20 protein-coding genes are annotated in these 22,088 nt (G+C 63.1%); 4 read left to right on the forward strand and 16 right to left on the reverse strand.

Features of this window, described 5'->3' with window-relative positions:
• Positions 1 to 176 precede the first annotated feature (176 nt).
• The 6 genes from SM130_RS01675 to SM130_RS01700 all read right to left on the reverse strand — a co-directional run bounded on the left by SM130_RS01675 (position 177) and on the right by SM130_RS01700 (position 8,604).
• Positions 177 to 884, reverse strand: a complete 708-nt coding sequence (locus SM130_RS01675; RefSeq protein WP_102824107.1) for a 3'-5' exonuclease — start codon at positions 882 to 884, stop codon at positions 177 to 179.
• The gene (locus tag SM130_RS01680; protein WP_102824108.1) at positions 881 to 2,815 is read right to left on the reverse strand and encodes a putative nucleotidyltransferase substrate binding domain-containing protein; all 1,935 of its coding nucleotides are present in this window, start codon (positions 2,813 to 2,815) and stop codon (positions 881 to 883) included. The genes SM130_RS01675 and SM130_RS01680 overlap by 4 nt, the downstream gene beginning before the upstream one ends.
• A gap of 180 nt (positions 2,816 to 2,995) precedes the next feature.
• On the reverse strand, positions 2,996 to 3,400 hold the full coding sequence (locus SM130_RS01685) for a phosphate ABC transporter substrate-binding protein (protein ID WP_102824109.1): 405 nt from the start codon (positions 3,398 to 3,400) through the stop codon (positions 2,996 to 2,998).
• A gap of 11 nt (positions 3,401 to 3,411) precedes the next feature.
• Positions 3,412 to 4,581: a hypothetical protein gene (locus SM130_RS01690; protein ID WP_102824110.1), complete on the reverse strand. Its 1,170-nt coding sequence runs from the start codon at positions 4,579 to 4,581 to the stop codon at positions 3,412 to 3,414.
• 19 nt (positions 4,582 to 4,600) lie between these two features.
• Positions 4,601 to 6,223: a methyl-accepting chemotaxis protein gene (locus tag SM130_RS01695; RefSeq protein ID WP_102824111.1), complete on the reverse strand. Its 1,623-nt coding sequence runs from the start codon at positions 6,221 to 6,223 to the stop codon at positions 4,601 to 4,603.
• Positions 6,224 to 6,423: 200 nt separating this feature from the next.
• Positions 6,424 to 8,604, reverse strand: coding sequence for a malate synthase G (locus SM130_RS01700; RefSeq protein ID WP_102824112.1), 2,181 nt, complete (start codon positions 8,602 to 8,604; stop codon positions 6,424 to 6,426).
• Positions 8,605 to 8,833: 229 nt separating this feature from the next.
• Between SM130_RS01700 and SM130_RS01705 the strand changes: the two genes are divergently transcribed.
• On the forward strand, positions 8,834 to 9,358 hold the full coding sequence (locus SM130_RS01705; RefSeq protein ID WP_102824113.1) for a glycine cleavage system protein R: 525 nt from the start codon (positions 8,834 to 8,836) through the stop codon (positions 9,356 to 9,358).
• 16 nt (positions 9,359 to 9,374) lie between these two features.
• On the opposite strand, the gene rarD is transcribed toward SM130_RS01705, so the two are convergent.
• The gene (gene rarD / locus SM130_RS01710; protein WP_102824114.1) at positions 9,375 to 10,265 is read right to left on the reverse strand and encodes an EamA family transporter RarD; all 891 of its coding nucleotides are present in this window, start codon (positions 10,263 to 10,265) and stop codon (positions 9,375 to 9,377) included.
• 198 nt (positions 10,266 to 10,463) lie between these two features.
• Here rarD and SM130_RS01715 point away from each other — a divergent pair, with 198 nt between their 5' ends.
• From SM130_RS01715 to SM130_RS01725, 3 genes are all read left to right on the forward strand, one after another.
• Positions 10,464 to 11,231 carry an SDR family oxidoreductase gene (locus SM130_RS01715; protein WP_102824115.1) on the forward strand — a complete coding sequence of 256 codons (768 nt, stop codon included), beginning with the start codon at positions 10,464 to 10,466 and terminating at the stop codon, positions 11,229 to 11,231.
• Positions 11,228 to 12,832: an alpha,alpha-trehalase TreF gene (treF, locus tag SM130_RS01720; RefSeq protein WP_102824116.1), complete on the forward strand. Its 1,605-nt coding sequence runs from the start codon at positions 11,228 to 11,230 to the stop codon at positions 12,830 to 12,832. The genes SM130_RS01715 and treF overlap by 4 nt, the downstream gene beginning before the upstream one ends.
• Before the next feature lie 116 nt (positions 12,833 to 12,948).
• Positions 12,949 to 13,704, forward strand: a complete 756-nt coding sequence (locus SM130_RS01725; RefSeq protein ID WP_102824117.1) for a FadR/GntR family transcriptional regulator — start codon at positions 12,949 to 12,951, stop codon at positions 13,702 to 13,704.
• 33 nt (positions 13,705 to 13,737) lie between these two features.
• Here the strand turns inward: SM130_RS01725 and SM130_RS01730 are convergent, their stop codons facing one another.
• From SM130_RS01730 to SM130_RS01770, 9 genes are all read right to left on the reverse strand, one after another.
• Positions 13,738 to 14,643, reverse strand: coding sequence for an EamA family transporter (locus SM130_RS01730; protein ID WP_102824118.1), 906 nt, complete (start codon positions 14,641 to 14,643; stop codon positions 13,738 to 13,740).
• A 170-nt stretch (positions 14,644 to 14,813) separates the two neighbouring features.
• A complete protein-coding gene (locus tag SM130_RS01735; RefSeq protein WP_102824119.1) occupies positions 14,814 to 16,094 on the reverse strand; it encodes a TRAP transporter large permease in 1,281 nt (426 codons plus the stop codon).
• A complete protein-coding gene (locus tag SM130_RS01740; RefSeq protein WP_102824120.1) occupies positions 16,094 to 16,621 on the reverse strand; it encodes a TRAP transporter small permease in 528 nt (175 codons plus the stop codon). Before SM130_RS01740 ends, SM130_RS01735 begins: the two co-directional genes overlap by 1 nt.
• Positions 16,622 to 16,678: 57 nt before the next feature.
• Positions 16,679 to 17,650 carry a TRAP transporter substrate-binding protein gene (locus tag SM130_RS01745; RefSeq protein ID WP_102824121.1) on the reverse strand — a complete coding sequence of 324 codons (972 nt, stop codon included), beginning with the start codon at positions 17,648 to 17,650 and terminating at the stop codon, positions 16,679 to 16,681.
• Positions 17,651 to 17,730: 80 nt separating this feature from the next.
• Complete coding sequence (locus SM130_RS01750) at positions 17,731 to 18,621, reverse strand: SMP-30/gluconolactonase/LRE family protein (RefSeq protein ID WP_102824122.1); 891 nt, start codon at positions 18,619 to 18,621, stop codon at positions 17,731 to 17,733.
• A gap of 41 nt (positions 18,622 to 18,662) precedes the next feature.
• Positions 18,663 to 19,478, reverse strand: a complete 816-nt coding sequence (locus tag SM130_RS01755; protein ID WP_102824123.1) for an NAD-dependent epimerase/dehydratase family protein — start codon at positions 19,476 to 19,478, stop codon at positions 18,663 to 18,665.
• Positions 19,479 to 19,864: 386 nt separating this feature from the next.
• Complete coding sequence (locus tag SM130_RS01760) at positions 19,865 to 20,173, reverse strand: AzlD family protein (protein WP_102824124.1); 309 nt, start codon at positions 20,171 to 20,173, stop codon at positions 19,865 to 19,867.
• Positions 20,163 to 20,879, reverse strand: coding sequence for an AzlC family ABC transporter permease (locus SM130_RS01765; protein WP_102824125.1), 717 nt, complete (start codon positions 20,877 to 20,879; stop codon positions 20,163 to 20,165). The genes SM130_RS01760 and SM130_RS01765 overlap by 11 nt, the downstream gene beginning before the upstream one ends.
• 196 nt (positions 20,880 to 21,075) lie before the next feature.
• Positions 21,076 to 22,050 carry a GlxA family transcriptional regulator gene (locus SM130_RS01770; protein WP_102824126.1) on the reverse strand — a complete coding sequence of 325 codons (975 nt, stop codon included), beginning with the start codon at positions 22,048 to 22,050 and terminating at the stop codon, positions 21,076 to 21,078.
• Between the last annotated feature and the right edge of the window lie 38 nt (positions 22,051 to 22,088).

Below are 22,088 nucleotides of genomic sequence, written 5' to 3' on the forward strand. Positions count from 1 at the left end.
GCGGATTCCGCGCATCAGCATTATCTGATGCGCGCCGCAACGAAGCGGTGTGTGTGGTTCCGCAATGGAGCCGAGTGGTCAGCTGAATGACGTTGGCCGCAAACGACCGAATCGACGACGCCCTTCGCCAGCGGTCGGCTGGCAATCCACCTGCGCAGCGACACTAATTCAATCGATCAGATCGAGTTGAACGCGGCCTTGCGTGCGCGCTGCCAGCACCGCAGTCGTTGCGCCAGTTCATCGAGGCTGGTCAGGCCTGTGCGTTGCGCACGGTTCAGCAGAATCAAGGCGATCTCTGCGGTTGCCATGGCGTCGGCGGATGCGTTGTGGCGCTGAGGGATATGAATCTTGAAATAGTCGAGCCAGTGGTCCAGACCGCCGCGATGAATCATCGCTTCGGGGAACAGCATGGGCGCCAGATCGGCCACATCAAGGAAGGTGTGATCAAGCGAGTAACCCAGCTCTCTTTTCAGCGCGCGGCCGAGCATGCGTTGGTCGAACGGCGCGTGGAAAGCCAGGATGACACTGTCGGATGCGAACTCCATGAAACTGAGCAGTGCTTCGGCTGGCGGCAAGCCGTTAGCCAGTTCACTGGGGGCAATGCCATGGATCAGCACGCTTTCGGTGACCTTGACCTGGCGGCACAGCGTGCATTCGAACTGCTGAGAATAGTCGATGGCGCCGTCTTCGATGACCACCGCGCCAATCGCGATGACCAGGTCGCGCTTGAGGTGCAGCCCGGTCGTTTCCAGGTCCAGCACCACCATCCGCTGCTGACGCAGCGGTACAGCCTGCGGTGCAAGGGCACGCGGCATCTCGTCAATGCGTTGTTGTTGCTCGGGCGGCAGTTTCGGACCGCGTGGGTTGAACCAGAACATACTCATAGTTGATAGCGCACCGCGAGACTGGCCTGTAACCGCTGGGCCTGGCGGAAGGACTCGCGCAGAATTCGGCGGTCCAGCACGTTGAGGGTATCCGGATCCAGACGGTTGGAATAGGGCAGTCCATCGCGTGCCTGTTGCTGGTGATGCTGCATGCGCGTCTGCTGGATGAAATGGTAGGCCTCTTCGTATGCGGCGCCATCCTTCGGCTCGATGACGTCCTTCTCCACCAGCTTGCGCAGGCGGTCGAGGGTATTGCAGGTGCCGATGTCATTGCTGAGTGCGAGTAGCCGGGCGCCATCGACAAAGGGTGTCAGGCCCTGCACTTTCAGATCCAGCGTGTCTTTGGCTTCGCCCTTGCGCGCTACCACGAAATCACGGAAACGGCCCACCGGGGGGCGATGGCGCAATGCATTGTCGGCCATCATGCGTTGGAACAGGCTGTTGCCCTTGATCTCCTCGAGCAGATCGCGACGCAGTTGCTCGCAGCCTTCCGATGGGCCCCAGATGCTGCGCAGATCGAAATAGATGGTGCTGCCGAGCAGGTTTTCCGGCGTCGCTTCGCGGACGAACGAACTGAAGCGGCGGCTCCATTCCTGGCGCGACAGGCACAGTTGCGGGTTGCTCGCCATGATGTTGCCTTTGCACAGCGTGAAGCCACACGTATCGAGGTCGCGATTGATGCGCTCGGCAAGCGGCAACAAGCGGCCGCGGATATGGGCGGCCTCGGCAGCATCGGCAGCCTCGAAGAGAATGCCGTTGTCCTGATCCGTATGGAGCGTCTGTTCCTGACGGCCTTCGCTGCCGAAACACAGCCAGGTGAACGGCACACCCGGATCGCCCATATGCTCGATGGCCAGCTCGATTACCCGGCGTACGGTGTGATCGTTGAGCAGCGTTACGATACGGGTGGTCTGTGTGGACGAGGCACCATGGGCGAGCATGTTGTCGACCAGCTGCTTGATGCGGTTGCGGATGACTACCAGCGCATCCACGCGATCGGCGTGGCGGATGGTCTGGGCCAGATGCACCAGATCCACACGCTGCAGGGAGAACAGGTCGCGTTCGGAGATCACGCCTCGCAGCAGGCCGTCCTCCACCACGCAGACGTGGGCAATATGACGCTCGGTCATGGCGATCGCGGCGTCGAATGCGGTAGCGTCCGGCGGCAGATAGAACGGATCATGGGTCATGAACTGCGCAATCGGCTGACTCAGATCGGTGGTGCCGGTGCCGATGGCCCGTCGCAGATCGCGTAGGGTGAAAATGCCTTGCGGATGCAGGTCTTTATCGACGATGACGACGCTGCCGACATTCTCCTCCTGCATCATTGCCACCGCCTCGTTGAGCGGCCGGGAGGGCAGGCAGGATACCGGATGGTGCAGCGCCAGCTCGCCGATGCTGGTTTCCAGCGAGAAGTTCTCGCCAAGACTCTCCACTGCGCGCATCTGCGCCTGCTGGTTGACCAGGTCGAGCAGGCTGCTGACCCCGCGCATGGCGAAGTCGCGGAACACAGGAGAGCTCGAGACCAGTTTGACGAAAGCGGTCTTGTTCAGCAGAAAGCAGAAGGTGTCTTCTGCGGCCAGGTGAGCGGTGCGGGTTGCCCGTTCGCCCATGAGCGCAGCCATCGGAAAGCACTCGCCGACGATGACTTCGAAGGTGGTGTCCGTGCCGCGCTTGGCGGTATGCGGGCGCTGACCATGAACGCGCCCCTGCTTGACGATATAGAAGTGCTGCACCACGCCGTCATCCGGCGAAATGATGCAATCGCCTTCGGCATAGAAGCGCAGCTCACAATTCTCTACCAGATAAGCAAGGTGGGCCGGCTCCATCTGATTGAAGGGGGCGTATTTGCGCAGGAACTCCATGGTGCCATGGATGTTCTGCAGTACGGCCGTCTTCCCAGCCTGGGCGAAGGAGTCGGGTGTGCTCATGGTTGGCGTCCATTTTTTTGTTAATGGTGGGCTGCAGGTCGGTCGGACCCAATTGGACGTAAGTCTAGTCAGCCCGGACGTTGCAGTAGCTGATCAGGGTCAGCCTGGTGTTTCGGGCTGTTGCGAGGGTACAGGCATAAAAAAAACCGCCCGTAGGGCGGTTTCTTTTGGTAGCGAGACTCAGGGCAGGGTGAACAGCACCTTGACCGAGCCATTGACGGCGGCACTGTCGACGTAGCCGATAGCATCGGCTTCGGCGGCAACCTTGGCCACTACCGCGGCGTCGTCGGCAACGCTGGGCAACGGTTGGCCCTTGCCGGTAAAGATCAGGCCCGACCAGTAGGACTTGAGCTGCGACTCGTTCTTGTTGGTGACGCCTGCATAGAACGCTTCCTTGGCCGGCGTCCAGCCGGCCTGGTCGACGCCTTTCATGGACTTGTCCTTGCCCAGGAAAATGTTGGCAACTTCGGATTGCGAGGGCGCCTTGGCTGCTCCGGGATTGACGATGACGGCAACCTCGGCCTGAGCCAGGGAAACCATGCCGAGCAGCGCGGCGGAACAAAGGATGCGAATAGACGCTTTCATCGGGACGCTCCTCAGAATACGAAATCAACGCCGACGGAAACGATGTCGCCGTCGTAGTTGCGGGCGGGAGTGCCTACTGGGCCACCGAAGCGACCGTTCACTTCATTGTCGAACACCTCCTGCGCGCTGCGGGTAAACACGCCGTCATAGCCGTTTTTGGTATCGACGCGCTTGTACTCGCCTTTGACCACCACGGTCGGCGCGGCCTGGTAGTTAAGGCCAAGAGTCCAGGAGCTCTGACGGCCACCGTTGTCATCCAGCTGCGCATAGGTGACATGCGGCAGGAAATCGCCGAAACGACGGCCGCCCATCAGGTAGAAGGAGTCGATCGCTTCCATGCCGTCGTTCTCGATCAGGCGCGAGGTCCACTCGTTGCTGCTGATCCAGGTGCCGTTGTCGTACTGGTAGCCGATCGAGGTGAACTTGCCCTTCTCTTTATTCAAGTTGAGCAGGGAAAGGGGGTCGTTGGCGCCAAAGCCAATGGCGGTCGCATCGACGGTGCCGGTGATATCCGTCTTGATATCCGCTTCGACATAACCGATGCGCAGCATGCCGAAATCGTTGGTGGACAGGCTGACGCTGGCGCCAAAGAGGTTGCCGTAATCGATATCGAACTGCTCGTCGTAGGCGTAGTAGTCACGGTTCTTCGCCTGGCCACCAGCCACCTGGAAGGTCACCGAGCCGTACGACAGCGGCACGGTGTAGACCGCATCGATGCCCTCGTAGTTGGTCACTTGGACCTGGCTGTAGACCTCATCGGGCAGGCGCAGCCAGGGGTAGCTGTAGCCGACATCCAGGCTTTCGGAATACATGTAGACCGGGCTGCGCAGGCGGCCGGCGCGAAGCATCAGCTGGTCGTTGGCCTGCAGCGACAGGTAGGCCCACTCCAGATTGGCCTTCCATTCGTCCTGCTGCGCCTTGGCGGTGGCCTGGACGGTTACGCCCAGCGTATCGGTGATGCCGTAGCTCAGCTGGGCGCCGAACTTGGACAGCTGGTCGCCGCGCCAGGAGTCGTTGGTCTGGCCCTGAATGCCATAGCTGCGACCGTCGTCTTCGCCGCCAAGGTGGGTGAAGCCAACGGTACCGAAACCGTTGAAGCGATGTTCACCCTGTTCCAGGGCGAAGGCAGGGGTGGCGGCCAGGCAGACAGCTGCCAGACCGGCGACACGAAGTGCAGTCATTGGATGCTCCAAAAAAACGTTAAACACGGAATTGGCCCGTGGCCGCGCGCAGGTGGTCTCCGGTACTCACCAGTTGCTCGCCAAGGCGGGCGGTGGCTTCGGCGCCGTTAGCGGTTGCTTGTGCGTCCTGCTGCAACACTTGAGTTTCTTGTTGGATGGAACTCGACAGGCCGATCTGCTCTTGAGTGAACTGAGCGATACCGGCGTTGAGTTCGTCGATCTGGTTGACCGTGCGGGCGATGGCTTCCAGCAGCTGGGTGGCCTCGACCGAGCGTTGGATGCTCGCCCGGGATTTCTCGCCATTGCTGGTCATCACATTGAGTACGGTGTTGGCGCTGTTCTGCAGCCGCTGGATGATCTGCTGGATCTCTGCGGTGGAGGCGGCGGTCTTCTGTGCCAGGTTGCGCACTTCATCGGCTACCACGGCAAAGCCGCGGCCCTGCTCGCCGGCACGGGCGGCTTCGATAGCGGCGTTCAAGGCCAGTAGATTGGTTTGTTCGGCAATGCTGCGGATCACGGTCAGTACCGAGCCGACTTCCTGGGTTTCTTCCTCCAGTTGCTCCATCGCCTTGACCGCGCCCATCACGCTGTCGCCCAGGTCGCTGATGCCGCTCGAAAGGCTGCCGACGTGTTCGCGCGCGGTGGCCGCCTGACGTGCCGCGGAATTGGCTTCGTCGGAAGCCTGCTGCGAGCGCTGCGCCACTTCCTGAATGCTGCCGGTCATGGTGAGGATGTCGCGGGTGATCGAGTCGGTGTGATGCTGCTGCGACTTGGCGTTCTCTTCCGAACCCTGGGTGAGCTTGTACAGCTCCTTCGAGACCTGGCCCAGCGGTGTGGCGGCATCGATGATCTGGCGAATGGTGCGTTGCAGCTTGTCGAGAAAGCTATTGAACAGCTCGATCATCGCCCCGATTTCGTCGTTGGACTCGACATTCACGCGCTGGGTCAGGTCGCCATCGCCGCGGGCAATTGACTGCAACGAAGTGATCACGCCGCGGATATTGACCATCACGCTGCGGATCACCAGCCAGGCGCCTAGACTGACCAGCACGACCAGTACCAGGCTCAGGATGATGCCTAGCCGCGTCGTGTCGGCGTTGGCTTCGCGAGTCTCTACCAGGGTCTGCTGGAAGCTGTCGTAGGCCTGCGCGCGAAAGTCGCTGCCCTGTTTCTGCGCCTGGGCCAGGTCGCTGGCCATGCGGTCGAGGCTCGGCCGCAGATCATCGAACGACGCACTGCCATCAATCAGCTTGGTCGAGGCGGCGAGCGCATTGTCGGCATAGTCGCGCACAGCCTTGCGCCAGTCGCCCAGGGCCTGATGCTGTTGGCGCTGATCGCTAAGCAGGCTGGCCAGAGCCTGCTGCTGGGTGTCGATCTGCTGCAGCACCTCGCGCGCTTCGTCGAGCACGCTGGGCTCGCCAGCCGCCACTGCGTTGTTCAGCAACGCCGGCACGCGGGAGAACTGGAAAATCACCGCGTCAGCCTTTTCCAGGGTCGGGTAGCTGCGGGTTTCCAGCCGGACCAGCCGCGAGTCTGTGGCAGAAAGCTGCAGCGAGGTATAGACCACGTACAGGACGAGTCCGACCAGAGCCACGGCGGGCACCAGCGAAAGCTTCGCGGTCAGCGAGAAGTTCTTCAGCATGCATCGACTCCAGAGCGGGCTGCAGGTACTGCGGAAGTTGCGGTTATGGCCAAATGCCAGCCATTAGCAATATTGTGACTGGAAACGGCTTTCGGGTCACGTTATCGGTTGTAACCATACGAACTTGAGAACCGTTCGGCGGATTCGAGGCATAAAAAAACCGCCCTGTAGGGCGGCTCTTTATGCAGCAGGGTTGCGGGTTACAGGCCGTTCTTGGCCTTGAACTCGCGGCGGCGGCGGTGCAGCACCGGCTCGGTGTAGCCGTTGGGCTGCTTGGTGCCTTCGAGGACCAGCTCCAGGGCAGCCTGGAAGGCCACGCTGTTGTCGAAGTCCGGCGCCATCGGGCGGTACAGCGGGTCGCCCTGGTTCTGACGGTCGACCACTGGCGCCATGCGCTTGAGGCTTTCGAGCACCTGATCCTTGGTCACTACGCCGTGACGCATCCAGTTGGCCACGTGCTGGCTGGAGATACGCAGGGTCGCGCGGTCTTCCATCAGCGCGATGTCATTGATGTCCGGTACCTTGGAGCAGCCAACACCCTGCTCGACCCAGCGGACCATGTAGCCGAGGATGCCCTGCGAGTTGTTGTCCAGCTCGTTGCGCTTCTCTTCCTCGCTCCAGTTGGTGTCTTGCGCCAGCGGGATGGTGAGGATGTCGTCGATGGACGCCTTCTCGCGCTTGGCCAGTTCGACCTGGCGTGCCTGCACGTCGATCTTGTGGTAGTGCATGGCGTGCAGGGTGGCAGCGGTCGGCGACGGTACCCAGGCGGTGTTGGCGCCGGCCATGGGGTGGCCGACCTTCTGCTCGAGCATCGCGGCCATCAGGTCAGGCATGGCCCACATGCCCTTGCCGATCTGTGCCTTGCCCTGCAGGCCGCAGGCCAGGCCTACGTCGACGTTGTTGTTCTCGTAGGCGCTGATCCACTTCTCGGCCTTCATGGCCGCCTTGCGGACCATCGGACCGGCTTCCATGGAGGTGTGGATTTCGTCACCGGTGCGATCGAGGAAGCCGGTGTTGATGAACACCACGCGCTCGCGCGCTTCCTTGATGCAGGCCTTGAGGTTGATCGTGGTACGACGCTCCTCGTCCATGATGCCGACCTTGAGGGTATTGCGCGGCAGGCCGAGGACGTCCTCGACGCGGCCGAACAGCTCGGTGGCGAAGGCGACTTCTTCCGGGCCGTGCATCTTCGGCTTGACGATGTACATCGAGCCGGTGCGGGTGTTCTTGCGGCTGGTGTTGCCGTTGAGGTTGTGCACCGCGATCAGGCTGGTGAACAAGCCGTCGAGAATGCCTTCCGGCACTTCGTTGCCTTCCTTGTCGAGGATGGCGTCGTTGGTCATCAGGTGACCGACGTTACGGATGAACAGCAGGGAGCGGCCGTGCAGGGTCAGCTCGCCGTTGCCGTCGGCCTTGGTGTAGACGCGGTCCGGGTTCATGGCGCGGGTGATGCGCTTGCCACCCTTTTCCATATCCTCGACCAGGTCGCCCTTCATCAGGCCAAGCCAGTTGCGGTAGACGATGGTCTTGTCGTCGGCGTCGACGGCGGCGATGGAGTCTTCGCAGTCCATGATGGTGGTCAGCGCCGATTCCATCAGGATGTCCTTAACGCCGGCCGCATCGGTCTGACCGATCGGGCTGGCCGGGTCGATCTGGATCTCGAAGTGAATGCCGTTGTTCTTCAGCAGTACGGCGATCGGCACGCTGGCATCGCCCTGGAAGCCCTGCAGCTGGGCCGGGTTCTTCAGGCCGGTGGTGCTGCCGTTGTTCAGCGAAACGACCAGCTTGCCGCCTTCGATGCGGTAGCCGGTGGAATCGACGTGCGAGCCGGTTTCCAGCGGTGCGGCTTCATTGAGGAAGTTGCGGGCGTAGGCAATGACCTTGTTGCCGCGGATCTCGTTGTAGCCCGGACCCTTGGTGGCGCCGTCTTCTTCGGAGATCGCGTCGGTGCCGTAGAGGGCATCGTACAGCGAGCCCCAGCGGGCGTTGGCGGCGTTCAGGGCGAAACGCGCGTTCATGATCGGCACCACCAGCTGCGGGCCGGCCATGCGGGCGATTTCTTCGTCGACGTTCTCGGTGGTGGCCTGGAAGTCTTCGGCTTCCGGCAGCAGGTAGCCGATCTCCTGCAGGAAGCTCTTGTACGCCGCGGCATCGTGGGCCTGACCGGCACGGCCTTGGTGCCAGGCGTCGATCTGTGCCTGCAGCTCGTCGCGCTTGGCCAGCAGGGCGCGGTTCTTCGGCGCCAGGTCGTGGATGACGCTGTCGGCGCCAGCCCAGAAGGCGGCGGCATCGACGCCGGTACCGGGAATCGCTTCGTTGTTCACGAAGTCGTACAGGACTTTGGCGACCTGCAGGCCACCGACTTGAACGCGCTCAGTCATTACTCGCCTCACTTGGTTCTTCTAATTCGACAGACAATTTGGTTTCTTGTAGTCCGAGTCGCCGGATACTACATCAAGCGTCGGCGAAAATCAGTCCGCCGAAAGAGCCGGTCTTCCGCCCTTGCAGCGATGCGTAGGGATGACGCCGGGCTGTCTTCAAGGCGACTGCCTGCTATACCTAATGGGCCTTCGCTAACGCGCGAGCGCTTTCCCAGTACAGGAGCAGTCCATGGATCACCTCGTTCTCACTGTTATTGCCGAAGATCAGCCTGGCCTGGTCGAGCGCCTGGCCAAGTGCATCGCCGATCATGGCGGCAACTGGCTGGAGAGCCGTATGTCGCGGATGGCCGGACAGTTTGCCGGCATTCTGCGGGTGGCCGTGCCGCAGCAGGCACATGCCGAACTGACTGCGGCGCTACAGGGGCTCGAGGCGCAAGGCATTCGCGTCTTGCTGGCGCACAGCGGTACGGAGCCGACGACGAGCTGGCAGGAAATCCAGCTGGAACTGGTCGGCAACGACCGCCCCGGTATCGTCCGCGACATCACCCGTCTGCTGGCCGAGCATGGCGTCAATCTGGAAAGCCTGGATACCGAGGTGCTGCCGGCACCGATGAGCAGCGAGCTGCTGTTCCGTGCCGAGGTGAGGCTGGCCGTGCCCAGCGACCTGTCGCTGGAGATACTGCAGCAGCGCCTGGAAACCCTGGCCGACGACCTGATGGTCGAACTCAAGCTGCAGCCGGCCGAGAAGTCCTAGCCCGTCGCCGACATGCTTAGCCGGCGCTTTTGCGCATCACCCGCCAGGCGTCCAGGCTGTACACCGCAAGCCCCGCCCAGATGCAGAAGAAGGCCAGCTGGCGGTCGACCGGGAACGGCTCGTCGAACAGCTGCACGGCGAGGATCAGCAGTAGCGTCGGGGTCAGATACTGCAGGAAGCCCAGCGTCGAGTACGGCAGATGACGCGCCGCGGCGTTGAAGCCGAGCAGCGGGATCAGCGTCACCGGCCCGGCGGCCATCAGCCAGAGCGCGTCGGTGCTGGTCCAGAACGCAGGCTCCGTACTGGTGCCGCTGCTGAACCAGAACAGCCAGACCAGTGCCACCGGCAGCAGCAGCCAGGTTTCGACTACCAGGCCAGGCAATGCGGCTACCGGCGCCAGCTTGCGCAGCAGGCCGTAGCTGCCGAAGCTCAGCGCCAGCACGATGGAAATCCAGGGGAATTCGCCGAGCATCAGCAGCTGCAGGCTGACGCCTACGGTGGCCATCGCCACGGCCAACCACTGCAGCGGGCGCAGCCGCTCGCGCAGCACGATCATGCCGAGCAGTACGTTGATCAGCGGGTTGATGTAGTAGCCCAGGCTCGCCTCGACCATCCGGTCGTGGTTCACCGCCCAGACGTAGATCAGCCAGTTGGCGGCGATCAGCACGCTGGAGATGCCCAGCACGCCGAGGCGTCGCGGATGCATTAACAATTCGCGCCACCAACCCGGATGGCGCCAGACCAGCAGCACCAGCGAGCCGAACACCGCCGACCAGATCACCCGCTGGGTGACGATCTCGAGCGCGCCGTACTGTTCGAGTGCCTTGAAGTAGAGTGGAAACATGCCCCAGATGCTGAACGTGGCGAGCCCCAGCAGATAACCCTTGCGCAGATTGGCGGTAGCCATGACGTCCTTCGACGAGCAGCGGAGAGCCAGCCATTTTGCGCCTTTGCCTGGTGGAGAGAAAGCATGGCGCACTACATGGTTTGCAACGTAAACGGTCGCCTGGAGCGGTCCAGAAAGGGAACGCGCCGCGCCGCGCCCCGTCTCAACTGCATCGCCAATCGAAACGGCACCGGGTCATCCGGAAGGGGGAGATGAGCAATGCGCTTGCAGCATCAGGTGGCACTGGTCACCGGCAGTACCCAGGGCATCGGACGCGGTATCGCCGTACGTCTGGCCGAGGAGGGCGCAGATATCGTCCTTAACGGCCGCGAGGAAGATGACGAGGCGCGCGAGAGCATCGCGCAGGTGCGCGCAACCGGAAGACGGGTCTGCTTCATCGCCGCCGACGTCAGTGACGTCGAGCAATGCCAGCGGCTGGTGCGCGAGAGCATCGAGCAGATGGGGCGGCTGGACATTCTGGTCAACAATGCCGGCGTGCAGCGGCACGCGGCTTTCCTCGATGCGCAGGCGGACGATTACGACCAGGTACTCAACGTCAACCTGCGCGGCCCGTTCTTTCTGGCGCAGGCGTTTGCCAGACACTTGCGCGAGCAGGGCCGTGGCGGGCGCATCATCAATAACAGCTCGGTACACGAAGAGCTGCCGCACCCCAATTTCACCGCCTACTGCGCGAGCAAGGGCGGGCTGAAGATGCTCATGCGCAATATCGCCATCGAGCTTGCGCCACTCGGCATCACCGTTAACAACGTGGCGCCAGGTGCGGTGGAAACGCCGATCAATCGTGAGCTGATGAACCAGCCGGAGAAGCTTGCCAGCCTCCTGCAGAACATCCCGGCCGGGCGCCTTGGGCGGCCTCACGATGTCGCTGGGGTCGTCGCATTTCTCGCCTCACCGGATGCCGAATACATCACCGGGACTACCCTGGTGGTCGATGGCGGCCTGCTATGGAATTACAGCGAACAATGACCAATATCCCGACGTGCCAGCCTAACCGCCACGACATCAGCGCCATTTCGCTGGCCGATACGCTCACTCCTGCTGATCGCTATCAGGAGCTGTTCGTCGCCGTGCAGATGCAGCGCATCTTTCCCGACAGCAAGACCTTCGTCGACTGCGCTCCTCTGCGGCATCCTGAAGCCATCCTGGAAAACTATCGCAGCCGTTGCGATGAGCCGGGGTTCGATCTCGCGGCGTTCGTCCGCGAGCATTTCAGCCTTTACGAAATGCCGGCCAAGGAGTTCGTCGCCAACCCCGACGATAGCCTGGCCGAGCACATCGACCGGCTCTGGCCAATCCTCACCCGTCATCCGCAGGACCATCCCGAGCATTCCTCGCTGTTGCCGCTTCCCCACGATTACGTGGTGCCGGGCGGGCGCTTTACCGAGCTGTACTACTGGGATTCCTACTTCACCATGCTCGGCCTCGACGAGAGCGGACATTGCGACCTGCTGCGCTCGATGGCGGACAACTTCGCCTACCTCATCGACACCTACGGCCACGTACCCAACGGCAACCGTTCGTATTATCTGGGGCGTTCGCAACCGCCGGTATTCGCCCTGATGACCGAGCTGTTCGAGGAAACCGGTGTGCATCGGGCCAGCGATTACCTGCCGCAGCTGCACAAGGAATATGCCTTCTGGATGGAAGGCGCCGATCATTTGCGCCCGGGCGAGACGCATCGGCGCTGCGTCTGCCTGGCCGACGGGGTGGTGCTCAACCGCTACTGGGACGAGCGGGACACGCCGCGCGAGGAGTCCTATCGCGAAGATGTCGAAACCGCTCGTTCCAGCTGTCGGCCGCGGCATGAGGTCTACCGTGACCTGCGCGCCGGGGCCGAATCAGGTTGGGACTTCAGCTCGCGCTGGCTGGATGATGCGCATCGACTGGCGACCATCCGCACCACCAGCATCCTGCCGATCGACCTCAATGCGCTGCTCTACAAGCTCGAACGGCAAATTGCCGAGCTGTCGGCAGTGAAAGGCCAGCAGGCCTGCGCCGAAGCGTTCACGCGACGCGCCGAGAGCCGGCTGAATGCCATCGACCATTACCTGTGGAATTCGCGCGCCGGCGCCTACTTCGACTACGACTGGCAGCGTGGCAGGCAACGCGACAACCTCACCGCGGCGACGCTGGCGCCACTGTTCGTTGGCATGGCCAGCGCGGAGCAGGCGGCCGCTGTGGCCGCGACTGTGCAGGCAAGACTGCTCGCGCCTGGCGGCCTGGCTACCACGGAAATCGGTGGCAGCGGTGAGCAGTGGGACCGCCCCAACGGCTGGGCGCCGCTGCAGTGGATCGGCATTCGCGGCTTGCAGCACTACGGCCATAACGCGCTGGCGCTGGAGATCGAAGAGCGCTGGTTGAACATCGTCAGTCATCTGTTCGAGCGCGAAAGCAAACTGGTGGAAAAATACGTGCTGCGGCCCTGTACCGAGCATGCCGGTGGTGGTGAATACCCGCTGCAGGACGGCTTCGGCTGGACCAATGGCGTGACCCGCAAACTGATGCAGGAAGACCCCAGCCACCAGGCCAATCGCTGCCGTGCCGGGCAGTGTCGGCCGGCCTCGTAGGCCACTCGAAGCGCATCGAATGGGCTGTATTTCCCTACAAATGCCATGGATCAATAGTTATCGTACAACTGCTGGGCTATGATGACGGTTGCCTCCGCTTTCAGAGATTGCCGTCCATGGATAACCAGAGCGCCCAGCCACGCGCCCGTCGCAAACACCGCAGCCTTGCCCAGGAACTGGTGACCGAGCTGTCGCAGCAGATCCGCGATGGGCTGATCAAGCGTGGCGACAAGCTGCCGACCGAGTCCGCGATCATGCAGGCCCAGGGCGTGAGCCGCACGGTGGTGCGCGAGGCGATTTCGCGGCTGCAGGCCTCGGGGCTGGTGGAAACGCGGCACGGCATCGGCACCTTCGTGCTGGACACGCCAAGCACCACCGGCCTGCGCATCGACCCGGCGACCATCGGTACGCTGCGTGATCTGCTGGCAATTCTCGAGCTGCGCATCAGCCTCGAGGTGGAATCGGCCGGGCTGGCCGCACAGCGCCGCTCGCCCGAGCAGCTCGCCGCCATGCGTGCCTTTCTCGATCAGCTGAATCAGAGCGCGGCGCATTCCAGCGACGCGGTGTCGTCGGACTTCCAGTTCCATCTGCAGATCGCCGAAGCCACCGGCAATCGCTACTTCACCGACATCATGAGCCACCTCGGCACCACGCTGATCCCGCGTAGCCGGGTCAATTCCGCGCGCCTGGCACATGACGATCAGCAGCACTACCAGGCGCGTCTGGGTCGCGAGCACGAGCAGATTTACGAGGCCATCGAGCGGCAGGACCCGGAGTCCGCGCGTGCGGCCATGCGCCTGCACCTGACCAACAGCCGCGAGCGGCTGCGTCAGGCTCATGAAAGTGCCGAAGCCGAAGTGCTGCACAGCTGATCGGCGCGGCTGGTGCCGCAACGCCTACCGGCGCTAGCGGCGGTAAGCCAGCAGAACGACCCCACCGACCACGATCAGACCGCCGAACACCTGCATGGGCCCGAGCAGCTGGCCGAGCACCAGCCAGCCCAGCACCATGCCGGCCACCGGTTCCATGTTCATTACCGGCGCGTTGCGCGCGATGTTCAGCCGCGGCATGCAGATGAACAGCGTCGAGAAGGCCGCGCCGTAGAGCAAGACCAGGCAACCCAGTGCAATCCAGCCGGCGGTTGCGTTGGGCAGGCCCAGCCCGCCGGGTATCAGGTCGCTGGCGCCGAGCAGGGCGGAGGCTCCGAACACCACGATCAGGGTCAGCATGCTGCGCACCGAGCCGGCCATGCTCGACAGCTTGTGCTCGGTGACCCACAGCGCCACCGCGAATACCGCCGCTGCCGTCAGGCTGAAGAGAATGCCCGCGACCCACTGGCCATCCGGCGCTGCGCTGCCGAGCAGGCGCGCCGGTACATCCAGCACCAGCACCAGGCCGAACAGGATCAGACCCATGATCGCCAGCGCCTGGCGAGTCGGCCGCGAACCGCCGAGCGCCCAGGTCAGCAGCGCCAGCAGGATCGGCGAGAGGTTCACCACCAGCAGCGCCAGCGCCACCGGAATGCGCGCCACCGCCGAATAGATGCAGAAGCTCTGCACCGCGATCAGCAGGCCGAGCAGGATCTGCCAGCGCCAGGTGGCAGGGCTCAGGCGCAGCGACTCACGGCGCCAGAACACCAGTGCGGCCAGCGCCAGCAGGGTGACTCCGGCGCGAACGAGCATGGCCAGTAGCAGGCCGGTGCCGTGGTCGAAGGCGATCCGCGCGGCGATATGGTTGGCAGCGAACGAGCAGGCCAGGGTGGCCAGGATCAGCACGGCGATGTGGCGTGGAAATGGCGCGGCAGTTTGCATGGGAAAAGCAGTCCTCTAAGACCCTGTACAGAGTTCGATGCGTTCAGTTGCAGGCTTGCCCTGGGTAAGCGGCGGGCCAGTTCAAGTCTGGAGCCCACGAAATCTTCGTCGGCTTGCAAAGTAAAACGCCGCCCGGATGGGCGGCGTCCTCGTTCCCTATCTGAGTGCTATCAGAGCACAACGCTCGGCAGCCACAGCGAGATCATCGGTATGTAGGTCACGGCCATCAGTACGGCGAACAGTGCGGCGTAGAACGGCAGTAGGGCCTTCACGGTGTTCTCGATGGTGACCTTGCCGATGGCGGCACCGACGAAGAGTACCGCACCTACCGGCGGGGTTATCAGGCCGATACCCAGGTTGACCAGCATGATCATGCCGAAGTGCACCGGATCGACTCCGAAGGAGGTCACCACCGGTAGCAGGATCGGCGTAAGGATCAGGATCAGCGGCGCCATGTCCATCAGCGTACCCAACACCAGCAACATGAAGTTGATGCACATGAGGATCACGTAGCGGTTGTCCGACATGGCCAGGAACGCGGTGGTGATCTTCGACGGGATCTGCATCAGCGTCATGATGTAGCCGAAGCTGGCGGCGAAGGCGATCAGAATCATCACGATCGACAGGGTGCGCACCGTGCGATGCAGCATCCGCGGCAGCTCGCGCCACTTGTAGTCGCGGTAGATGAACATGGTCACGAAGAACGCCCAGACCACCGCCACGGCCGCTGACTCGGTCGCGGTGAACACGCCGGAGAGAATGCCGCCGAGGATGATGACCATGGTCATCAGGCCCCAGAGTGCCTCGACGCAGATCTTCAGCGCCTGGCGCAGTGGCACCACTTCGCCCTTGGGGTAGTTGCGCTTGCGGGCGAACAGCAGGCACAGGGTTGCCATGGTGGCGCTGAGCAACAGGCCCGGGCCGATGCCGGCGACGAACAGCGCGGCGATCGAAACCGTGCCGCCAGCGGCCAGCGAGTAGATCACCGAGTTGTGGCTGGGCGGCGTCAGCAGTGCCTGTACCGAACCGGAAATGGTCACCGCAGTGGAAAATTCCCGCGGGTAGCCCTTCTTCTCCATTTCCGGAATCAGTACCGAGCCCACCGAGGCGGTGTCCGCCAGGGACGAGCCGGAGATGGCGCCGAAGAAGGTCGAGGCGGTGATGTTGACCAGTGACAGGCCGCCGCGAACGAAGCCGACCAGCACCCCGGCGAAGGCGACCAGGCGCCGCGCCATGCCGCCTTCAGCCATGATTGCGCCGGCCAGGACGAAGAACGGAATGGCCAGCAGGGAAAATTTGTTCACGCCCCCGGCGATCTGGATCATCACGGCGTGCAAGGGGATCTCGATCCACCAGGCGCCGGCCAGGGTGGCCAGGCCGAGGGAATAGGCGACCGGAACGCGCAGCAAAATGAGGATGATGAAACTGCCCAGCAGGATGACGGCATCCATTACACGGCCTCCTTGGACTCTTCACGGGCTTCATAATCGACGACCCGACGCTTGCTCTGGTCGCCGTACAACAATTGCTCGATGACGAACAGCAGGGTGATGAAGCCGCCCAGGGGAATCGGCGCGTAGCTGATGCCGACTCGCATCCAGGTCAGGGTGCTGAGGTACTGGTTCCAGGTCGCGACGCACAGCTTGTAGCCCCAGATCAGCATGAACAGACTGATGGCGGCCATGGCCAGGCGCACGAACAAGAGCAGAAATGGCTGGGCCAGCGGCGGCAGGCGATCACTGAGCACCTGCACGGCCATGTGTGCGCCGGCGCGGTAGCTGGCGGCGGCGCCGACAAAGGTGAACACCACCATCAGCAGGATGGCGACGGGCTCGGGCCAACCGAGACCCTGGCCCAGGGCATAGCGGCTGAACACGCCCCAGGGAATGATCGTCGCCATGATCACGATCGCCGTGGCGGCGACGATGACGCAGGCGCGGTAGATGGCGTCATTGACGCCTAGAACCAGGTTTTTCATGAGACTCCACCGATTGCATCGCGGCGGTGCAGGCCGCCGCGATGCGCTTGCACGAGGTTACTGAACGGCTTCGATGCGCTTGATCAGCTCGGCGAACTGCGCGCCGTACTTTTCGCGGACCGGAGCGGTGGCGTCGTAGAAGGGCTTGGTGTCGACCTCGATGAACTCGACGCCTTCGGCCTTGAGCTTCTCGTTGCTGGCGGTTTCCTTGGCAACCCAGAGGTCGCGCTCTTCCAGCTGGGCTTCCTTGGCCAGTTTCTTCACCGTCGCCTGCTGCTCGGGGCTGAGCTTGTTCCAGGTGTCCTTGGACATCAGCAGCGGCTCGGGCAGGATCAGGTGGTGGGTCTGGGTGTAGTGCTTGGCCACGCGGAAGTGGTTGTGTTCGAGCAGGGTTGGCGAGTTGTTCTCGGCACCGTCGATCACACCGCTCTGCAGGGCGCTGAAGATCTCGCCGGTGTCCATGGCGATGCCGTTGGCGCCCATGGCGTTAAGGGTATCGATGAACAGCGGGTTGCCGATCACGCGAATCTTCATGCCCTTGAGGTCTTCGATGCGCCGGATCGGCTTCTTGGTGTACAGGCTGCGGCTACCGGCTTCCATCCACGCCAGGCCGACCATGTTGAAGTCGGAATCGGTGATGGCGTCGAGAATCTCCTGGCCTATCTCACCGTCGACCACCTTGCGCATATGCTCGATGTCGCGAAACACGAATGGCATGTTGAACACGTTGGTGGCCGGCACCACCGGTCCGACCGAGCCAAGGCTGACGCGGGTCAGTTGCACGGCGCCGATCTGGGTCTGTTCGATCACTTCCTTCTCGGAGCCGAGTACGCCGCCAGCGAACATGCGCGACTTGATCTCGCCGTTGGTGGCGCTTTCCAGCTTCTTGCCGAGGTTCTCCATGGCGACCACGGTCGGGTAGCCGGCCGGGTGGATCTCGGCGATCTTCAACGTCATGGCCTGAGCCAGGCCGCTGATGCAGAAGGCGAAGGGAAGGGCGGTTACGAGCAACTTGCGTTTGAGGTTCATGACACTCTCCATCTTGTTTTTGTTGGTGTGCAGCGTTGCGAGAAGCGAGGTTGGGCAAGCGGCTGCCCTTCCCTGGTGAGTCAGTTGAAAGCGGGTTCCTCCAGTCCGGTGACGCCTGGATTCAGGGCAAAGACGCCACCGGCCAGTGGCTGGTCGCTGAGGTTGCCGCCGGGACGAATCGAGGTGACGAACAGGGTGTCCAGGCGCGCGCCGCCGAAAGCACACATGGTCGGTTTCTTCACCGGGACGGCGAGCGAACGGTCCAGGCGGCCATCGGGCGTGAAGCGGTGGATCAAGCCGGCATCGTTGCCGCAGATCCAGTAACAGCCATCGGCATCCACCGCGGCGCCGTCCGGTCGGCCGGGGTGGTCGAGCATGTCGACGAACAGGCGCCGGCCGCTTGGTATGCCGCTGTCGGGGTCGTAATCGAAGGCCCAGATTTTCTGCACGCTGGGGTGCGAGTCGGACAGGTACATGGTTCGTCCATCCGGGCTGAAGGCCAGCCCGTTGGGCACGATGAAACCGTCGAGCTGAGGCACCAGCGGGGCGTCGATGATCTTGCTGTCCAGCCGGTACAGCGCGCCGACCGGATGCCCGGCGGCCATGTCCAGCGCCATGCTGCCGGCCCAGAAACGCCCCTGGCGATCGCAACGGCCGTCGTTCATGCGCATCTCGGCCAACTGGTGGTCGATGCTCGCCAGCAGGCGGCCGTCGAGGCGGCCATCCGGGCGCGTTTGCAGCGCGAAGAAGCCGCTCTCCATGCCGGCCACCCAGCCGTCGCCACTGCGGGCGATACAGGCGAGCATCTGTTCGCCCTGCCAGCGGGAAACCTGTCCATCGGCAGCGTTCCAGCGCAGCAGTTCGCGGTTGGGTATGTCGACCCAGTACAGCGCCTGTTCGGTGGCGACCCAGACCGGGCTTTCGCCGGTGGCGCAGCCGAGGTCGGCGATGAGTTCAACTTCACTGGCCATTGCGTTTCTCTTGTTGTTGTACGCGGGGCAAAGGGGGGCGGTCAGTCGAAGGGGCCGGCTGCGACGAAGGCGCCGCCCTGGTAGATGGCGGCGGGATCGTCAGCGCTGTACGGCGGTTGCTGCTCGATCTTGTCGCGGAACACTTCGGAGCTGTCCTGCGCGCGGAAGCCCAGGTGCGCGGCCAGGTGGTTGTCCCACCAGACGTCGCGGTTGGCGGACATGCCGTAGACCACCGTGTGGCCGACGTTCGGCGTGAACAACGCGCAACGCATCAGCTCGGTGAGGTCGCGAAAGCTCAGCCAGGTGCTCATCATTCGGCGGTTGGCTGGCTCGGGGAACGAGGAGCCGATGCGGATGCTTACGGTCTCGATGCCGTAGCGGTCGTGATAGAAGCTCGCCATGTCTTCGCCGTAGGACTTGGACAGGCCGTAGTAGCCGTCCGGGCGGCGCGGGGCGTTGGCGTCCAGCGGCTGCGATTGCTCGTAGAAGCCGATCACATGATTGGAGCTGGCGAAGATCACGCGCTTGATGCCATGGCGGCGCGCTGCTTCGTAGATATGAAAGGTGCCGCGGATGTTGGCGTCGAGGATTTCCTCGAACGGCCGCTCGACGGAGACGCCGCCGAAATGGGCGATGGCATCGACGCCTTCGCACAGCGCATGCACCGCCGCCTTGTCGGCGAGGTCGCAGGGCATCACTTCCTCATGTTCGCCGGCTGCCGGGGCCATCGGCGCGATATCGGACAGTCGGATGATTCGGGCGAAGGGCTGCAGTCGTTCACGCAGCTCCTTGCCGAGGCCGCCCGCTGCACCAGTGAGCAGAAGGCGGCCGAATGGGGGTGTCAGAGTGGTAGTCATCGGGGTGCCTTTCGTTATTGTTCTTGGAGTCATCGGTTGTCATATGACATGTGCTAAATATCAGCATCTGCCTGTGTGAATGTCAACACGCTTAAAGTCGTATTGATGAGTTATGTCGCTCGTCGGCGTCACTGATGGGAAGTTGGCCAAGCCGAAGTGCTGTGGCAGAGGGCCCTAGGGAAGCAGCGTCACTAGACGGATGAAGGTGGGTTGGCATCAACGATTTATCAGTAGTTGTATGATGACTTGCCAAAAAAGAGCGGTGCGCATCGGTGCGCGGTGCGCGGCGAGATCGATGCCTAAGCGTTACTGGTGCACACCGTAATGACTGCCTGCGGAGACTGCCGAGCGGGTTGCCCGGAGCGGCTGCGATTGGCCGTTGCTGCTCAGAATTGCCTGACCAGCGCCGCGGCGAGGATGCCGGCGGCAATCGCTGGCAGCGGCTTCTTCAGCACCAGCATGGTCACTGCCGTGGCCAGCAGCGCCAGTCGGGCACCGCTGTCGCCCTGCCATGCCATTGGCGCGACGATCGCCACCAGTACCGAACCGGACATGGCGGTGATGAACTGCCTGGCTCGATCGCCGATGGGTACGAAGGCCATGATGAATACGCCACCCCAGCGTGTCGCCAGGGTGACGACTGCCATGATCAGTACCAGTGTCAGCGCGCCTGCGCCCGTTGCATCAAGATTCACGCTTCTTCTCCGCCCACAGCAGCCCGGCCAGGCCGCCTGCGAGCGCACCAACCACCACATGGCTGTTCTCCGGCAGGTAGCGGAAGGCGAGCAAAGAGGCCGCCGCGGCGACGCCCCAGATCACCAGCATGCGCAGGTTCTTTTCGCCACCCACCACCATCGCCAGCAGAAAGCAGCCCATCACCATGTCCAGGCCCAGGCGCTTCGGGTCGCTTACCGCGCTGCCAAAATGGATGCCCAGCCAGCTGCCGACCACCCAGAACGACCAGAGCGCGAGACCGCCGCCGAGCAGCAGGCCGAAGCCCGGGAGGTTGCGGTTGAAGGCCTGCATGGCCATCGCCCAGTTGGCGTCCGAAGCCATCAGCATCACCCCGTAGCGCCGACCCGGCGGCAGCTGGCGCAGCCAAGGGTAGAGCGTGGCGCCCATCAGCAGATGGCGGGCGTTGATGGCGAACACTGTGACCATCAGCGTGAACAGCGGCACCTGCGTGCCCCACAGCTCCAGCGCGGCGAACTGCGAGGCACCGGCGAACACCAGCGCGCTCATCGCCAGGATCACCGAATCGTCCAGGCCGGTCTGCACCGCGGCGAGGCCGAAGGCGGCACCGAACAGCGTGACGAAGATGGAAATCGGCGCGAGCTGGCGAAAACCGGCCCAGACCATGCGCCGGTCGAAGTGATGCAGCTCGCTCTCTGCGTCAGTCATGCACGGGTCCTCCAGATGGCGGCGCCGGATTGAAGACGCCATTCAATGTTCAGCCAGCCAGATTAGGGCGTGTTGCAGCGACGGAACAGCGCAGTTGGCGTCTGATCGGGCGGTACAGATTCGCTTGAGGGCATCGCCGAAGCCTCTGTGGTCCAGAAGCAGAATTCCAACGTGCGCTCTCAAGTAATCCCCCGCTTCAGTTGGGAGCGGAGGGAAGGCGAAGGAACCGCTTTCTAAATGTCGCCGGTGAAATGCCGATGCGCTGACAGAATAGGCGCCGGAACGAGTTGCTGTCCTCGTAACCCACCCGGCTGGTGATCACATCGAACCCCAGTCGAGTGGTTTCCAGCAGTTGCTTGGCTCTTTCCAGGCGCAGGGCCTGCAGGTAGGCGAGAGGCGTGTAGCCAGTGGCATCCTTGAATCGTCGCTTGAAGTTGCGCGCACCAAAACCAAAGCGCTCAGCCAGTTCGTCGATGCCGACGGGAGCGGCGAAATTCGACTCCAGCCAGTCCTGCACCCGTCGTACTGCCTCGTCAGCATGATCGCGGGGCATCGACCATTTGATGTACACGGACTGCTCGCTGCGTACCCCGTCCACCAGCAGATAACGGCTGCATTGCTGTGCCAGTTCGCGGGAGGCGAAGCGGCGAATCAGGTGCAGCAGCAGATCCATGGCCGCACTCGCGCCAGCGCTGCTGATCAGCCGACCGTCCTCGCAGAGGATGCGTCGTTCATCCAGGCGTACTGCCGGATAGCGACGGCGCATGAAGTCGGCGAAGGCCCAGTGGGTGGTGGCCTGCACGCCGTCGAGCAAACCCGCTTCGGCGAGCATGAAGGTGGCGGTGCACATCGATGCGATGACGGCGCCCTGTCGGTGTTGGTGGCATAGCCAGTCACGGTATAGGCCGAAGGCGGGCAGCGCCTCGCGCAGGCTGAATAGAAAGCCGGGGACGAGTACCAGGTCAGTGTGATCGAGCGCGCCGAGCGCAACGTCCACGCTCATGGCGCGTCCGAAGGCGTTGGCCACCGGCTGCCCATCGAGTGACGCGACAACAACCGCAAATGGTGCCGCGGAGGGTGCGGCCAGGCGGTTCGCTGCATCCAGCACCTCGAGCGCCAGCGCGGCGGAGGCCTGGGAGCTGTGCTCGGCCAGTAGAAGCGTTATGTGCATGGCAGGTCGTGCGTAATTCGCATGGTATTGGTCATTTA

Source organism: Stutzerimonas stutzeri, from assembly GCF_038561965.1.
Classification (GTDB): Bacteria; Pseudomonadota; Gammaproteobacteria; order Pseudomonadales; family Pseudomonadaceae; genus Stutzerimonas; species Stutzerimonas stutzeri_AA.

Bases quoted from the DNA above. Each gene is read 5' to 3' on its own strand.
- SM130_RS01675 (WP_102824107.1), bottom strand. From the start codon at position 884: ATGAGTATGTTCTGGTTCAACCCACGCGGTCCGAAACTGCCGCCCGAG.
- SM130_RS01680 (WP_102824108.1), bottom strand. From the start codon at position 2,815: ATGAGCACACCCGACTCCTTCGCCCAGGCTGGGAAGACGGCCGTACTG.
- SM130_RS01685 (WP_102824109.1), bottom strand. From the start codon at position 3,400: ATGAAAGCGTCTATTCGCATCCTTTGTTCCGCCGCGCTGCTCGGCATG.
- SM130_RS01690 (WP_102824110.1), bottom strand. From the start codon at position 4,581: ATGACTGCACTTCGTGTCGCCGGTCTGGCAGCTGTCTGCCTGGCCGCC.
- SM130_RS01695 (WP_102824111.1), bottom strand. From the start codon at position 6,223: ATGCTGAAGAACTTCTCGCTGACCGCGAAGCTTTCGCTGGTGCCCGCC.
- SM130_RS01700 (WP_102824112.1), bottom strand. From the start codon at position 8,604: ATGACTGAGCGCGTTCAAGTCGGTGGCCTGCAGGTCGCCAAAGTCCTG.
- SM130_RS01705 (WP_102824113.1), top strand. From the start codon at position 8,834: ATGGATCACCTCGTTCTCACTGTTATTGCCGAAGATCAGCCTGGCCTG.
- rarD (WP_102824114.1), bottom strand. From the start codon at position 10,265: ATGGCTACCGCCAATCTGCGCAAGGGTTATCTGCTGGGGCTCGCCACG.
- SM130_RS01715 (WP_102824115.1), top strand. From the start codon at position 10,464: ATGCGCTTGCAGCATCAGGTGGCACTGGTCACCGGCAGTACCCAGGGC.
- treF (WP_102824116.1), top strand. From the start codon at position 11,228: ATGACCAATATCCCGACGTGCCAGCCTAACCGCCACGACATCAGCGCC.
- SM130_RS01725 (WP_102824117.1), top strand. From the start codon at position 12,949: ATGGATAACCAGAGCGCCCAGCCACGCGCCCGTCGCAAACACCGCAGC.
- SM130_RS01730 (WP_102824118.1), bottom strand. From the start codon at position 14,643: ATGCAAACTGCCGCGCCATTTCCACGCCACATCGCCGTGCTGATCCTG.
- SM130_RS01735 (WP_102824119.1), bottom strand. From the start codon at position 16,094: ATGGATGCCGTCATCCTGCTGGGCAGTTTCATCATCCTCATTTTGCTG.
- SM130_RS01740 (WP_102824120.1), bottom strand. From the start codon at position 16,621: ATGAAAAACCTGGTTCTAGGCGTCAATGACGCCATCTACCGCGCCTGC.
- SM130_RS01745 (WP_102824121.1), bottom strand. From the start codon at position 17,650: ATGAACCTCAAACGCAAGTTGCTCGTAACCGCCCTTCCCTTCGCCTTC.
- SM130_RS01750 (WP_102824122.1), bottom strand. From the start codon at position 18,621: ATGGCCAGTGAAGTTGAACTCATCGCCGACCTCGGCTGCGCCACCGGC.
- SM130_RS01755 (WP_102824123.1), bottom strand. From the start codon at position 19,478: ATGACTACCACTCTGACACCCCCATTCGGCCGCCTTCTGCTCACTGGT.
- SM130_RS01765 (WP_102824125.1), bottom strand. From the start codon at position 20,879: ATGACTGACGCAGAGAGCGAGCTGCATCACTTCGACCGGCGCATGGTC.
- SM130_RS01770 (WP_102824126.1), bottom strand. From the start codon at position 22,050: ATGCACATAACGCTTCTACTGGCCGAGCACAGCTCCCAGGCCTCCGCC.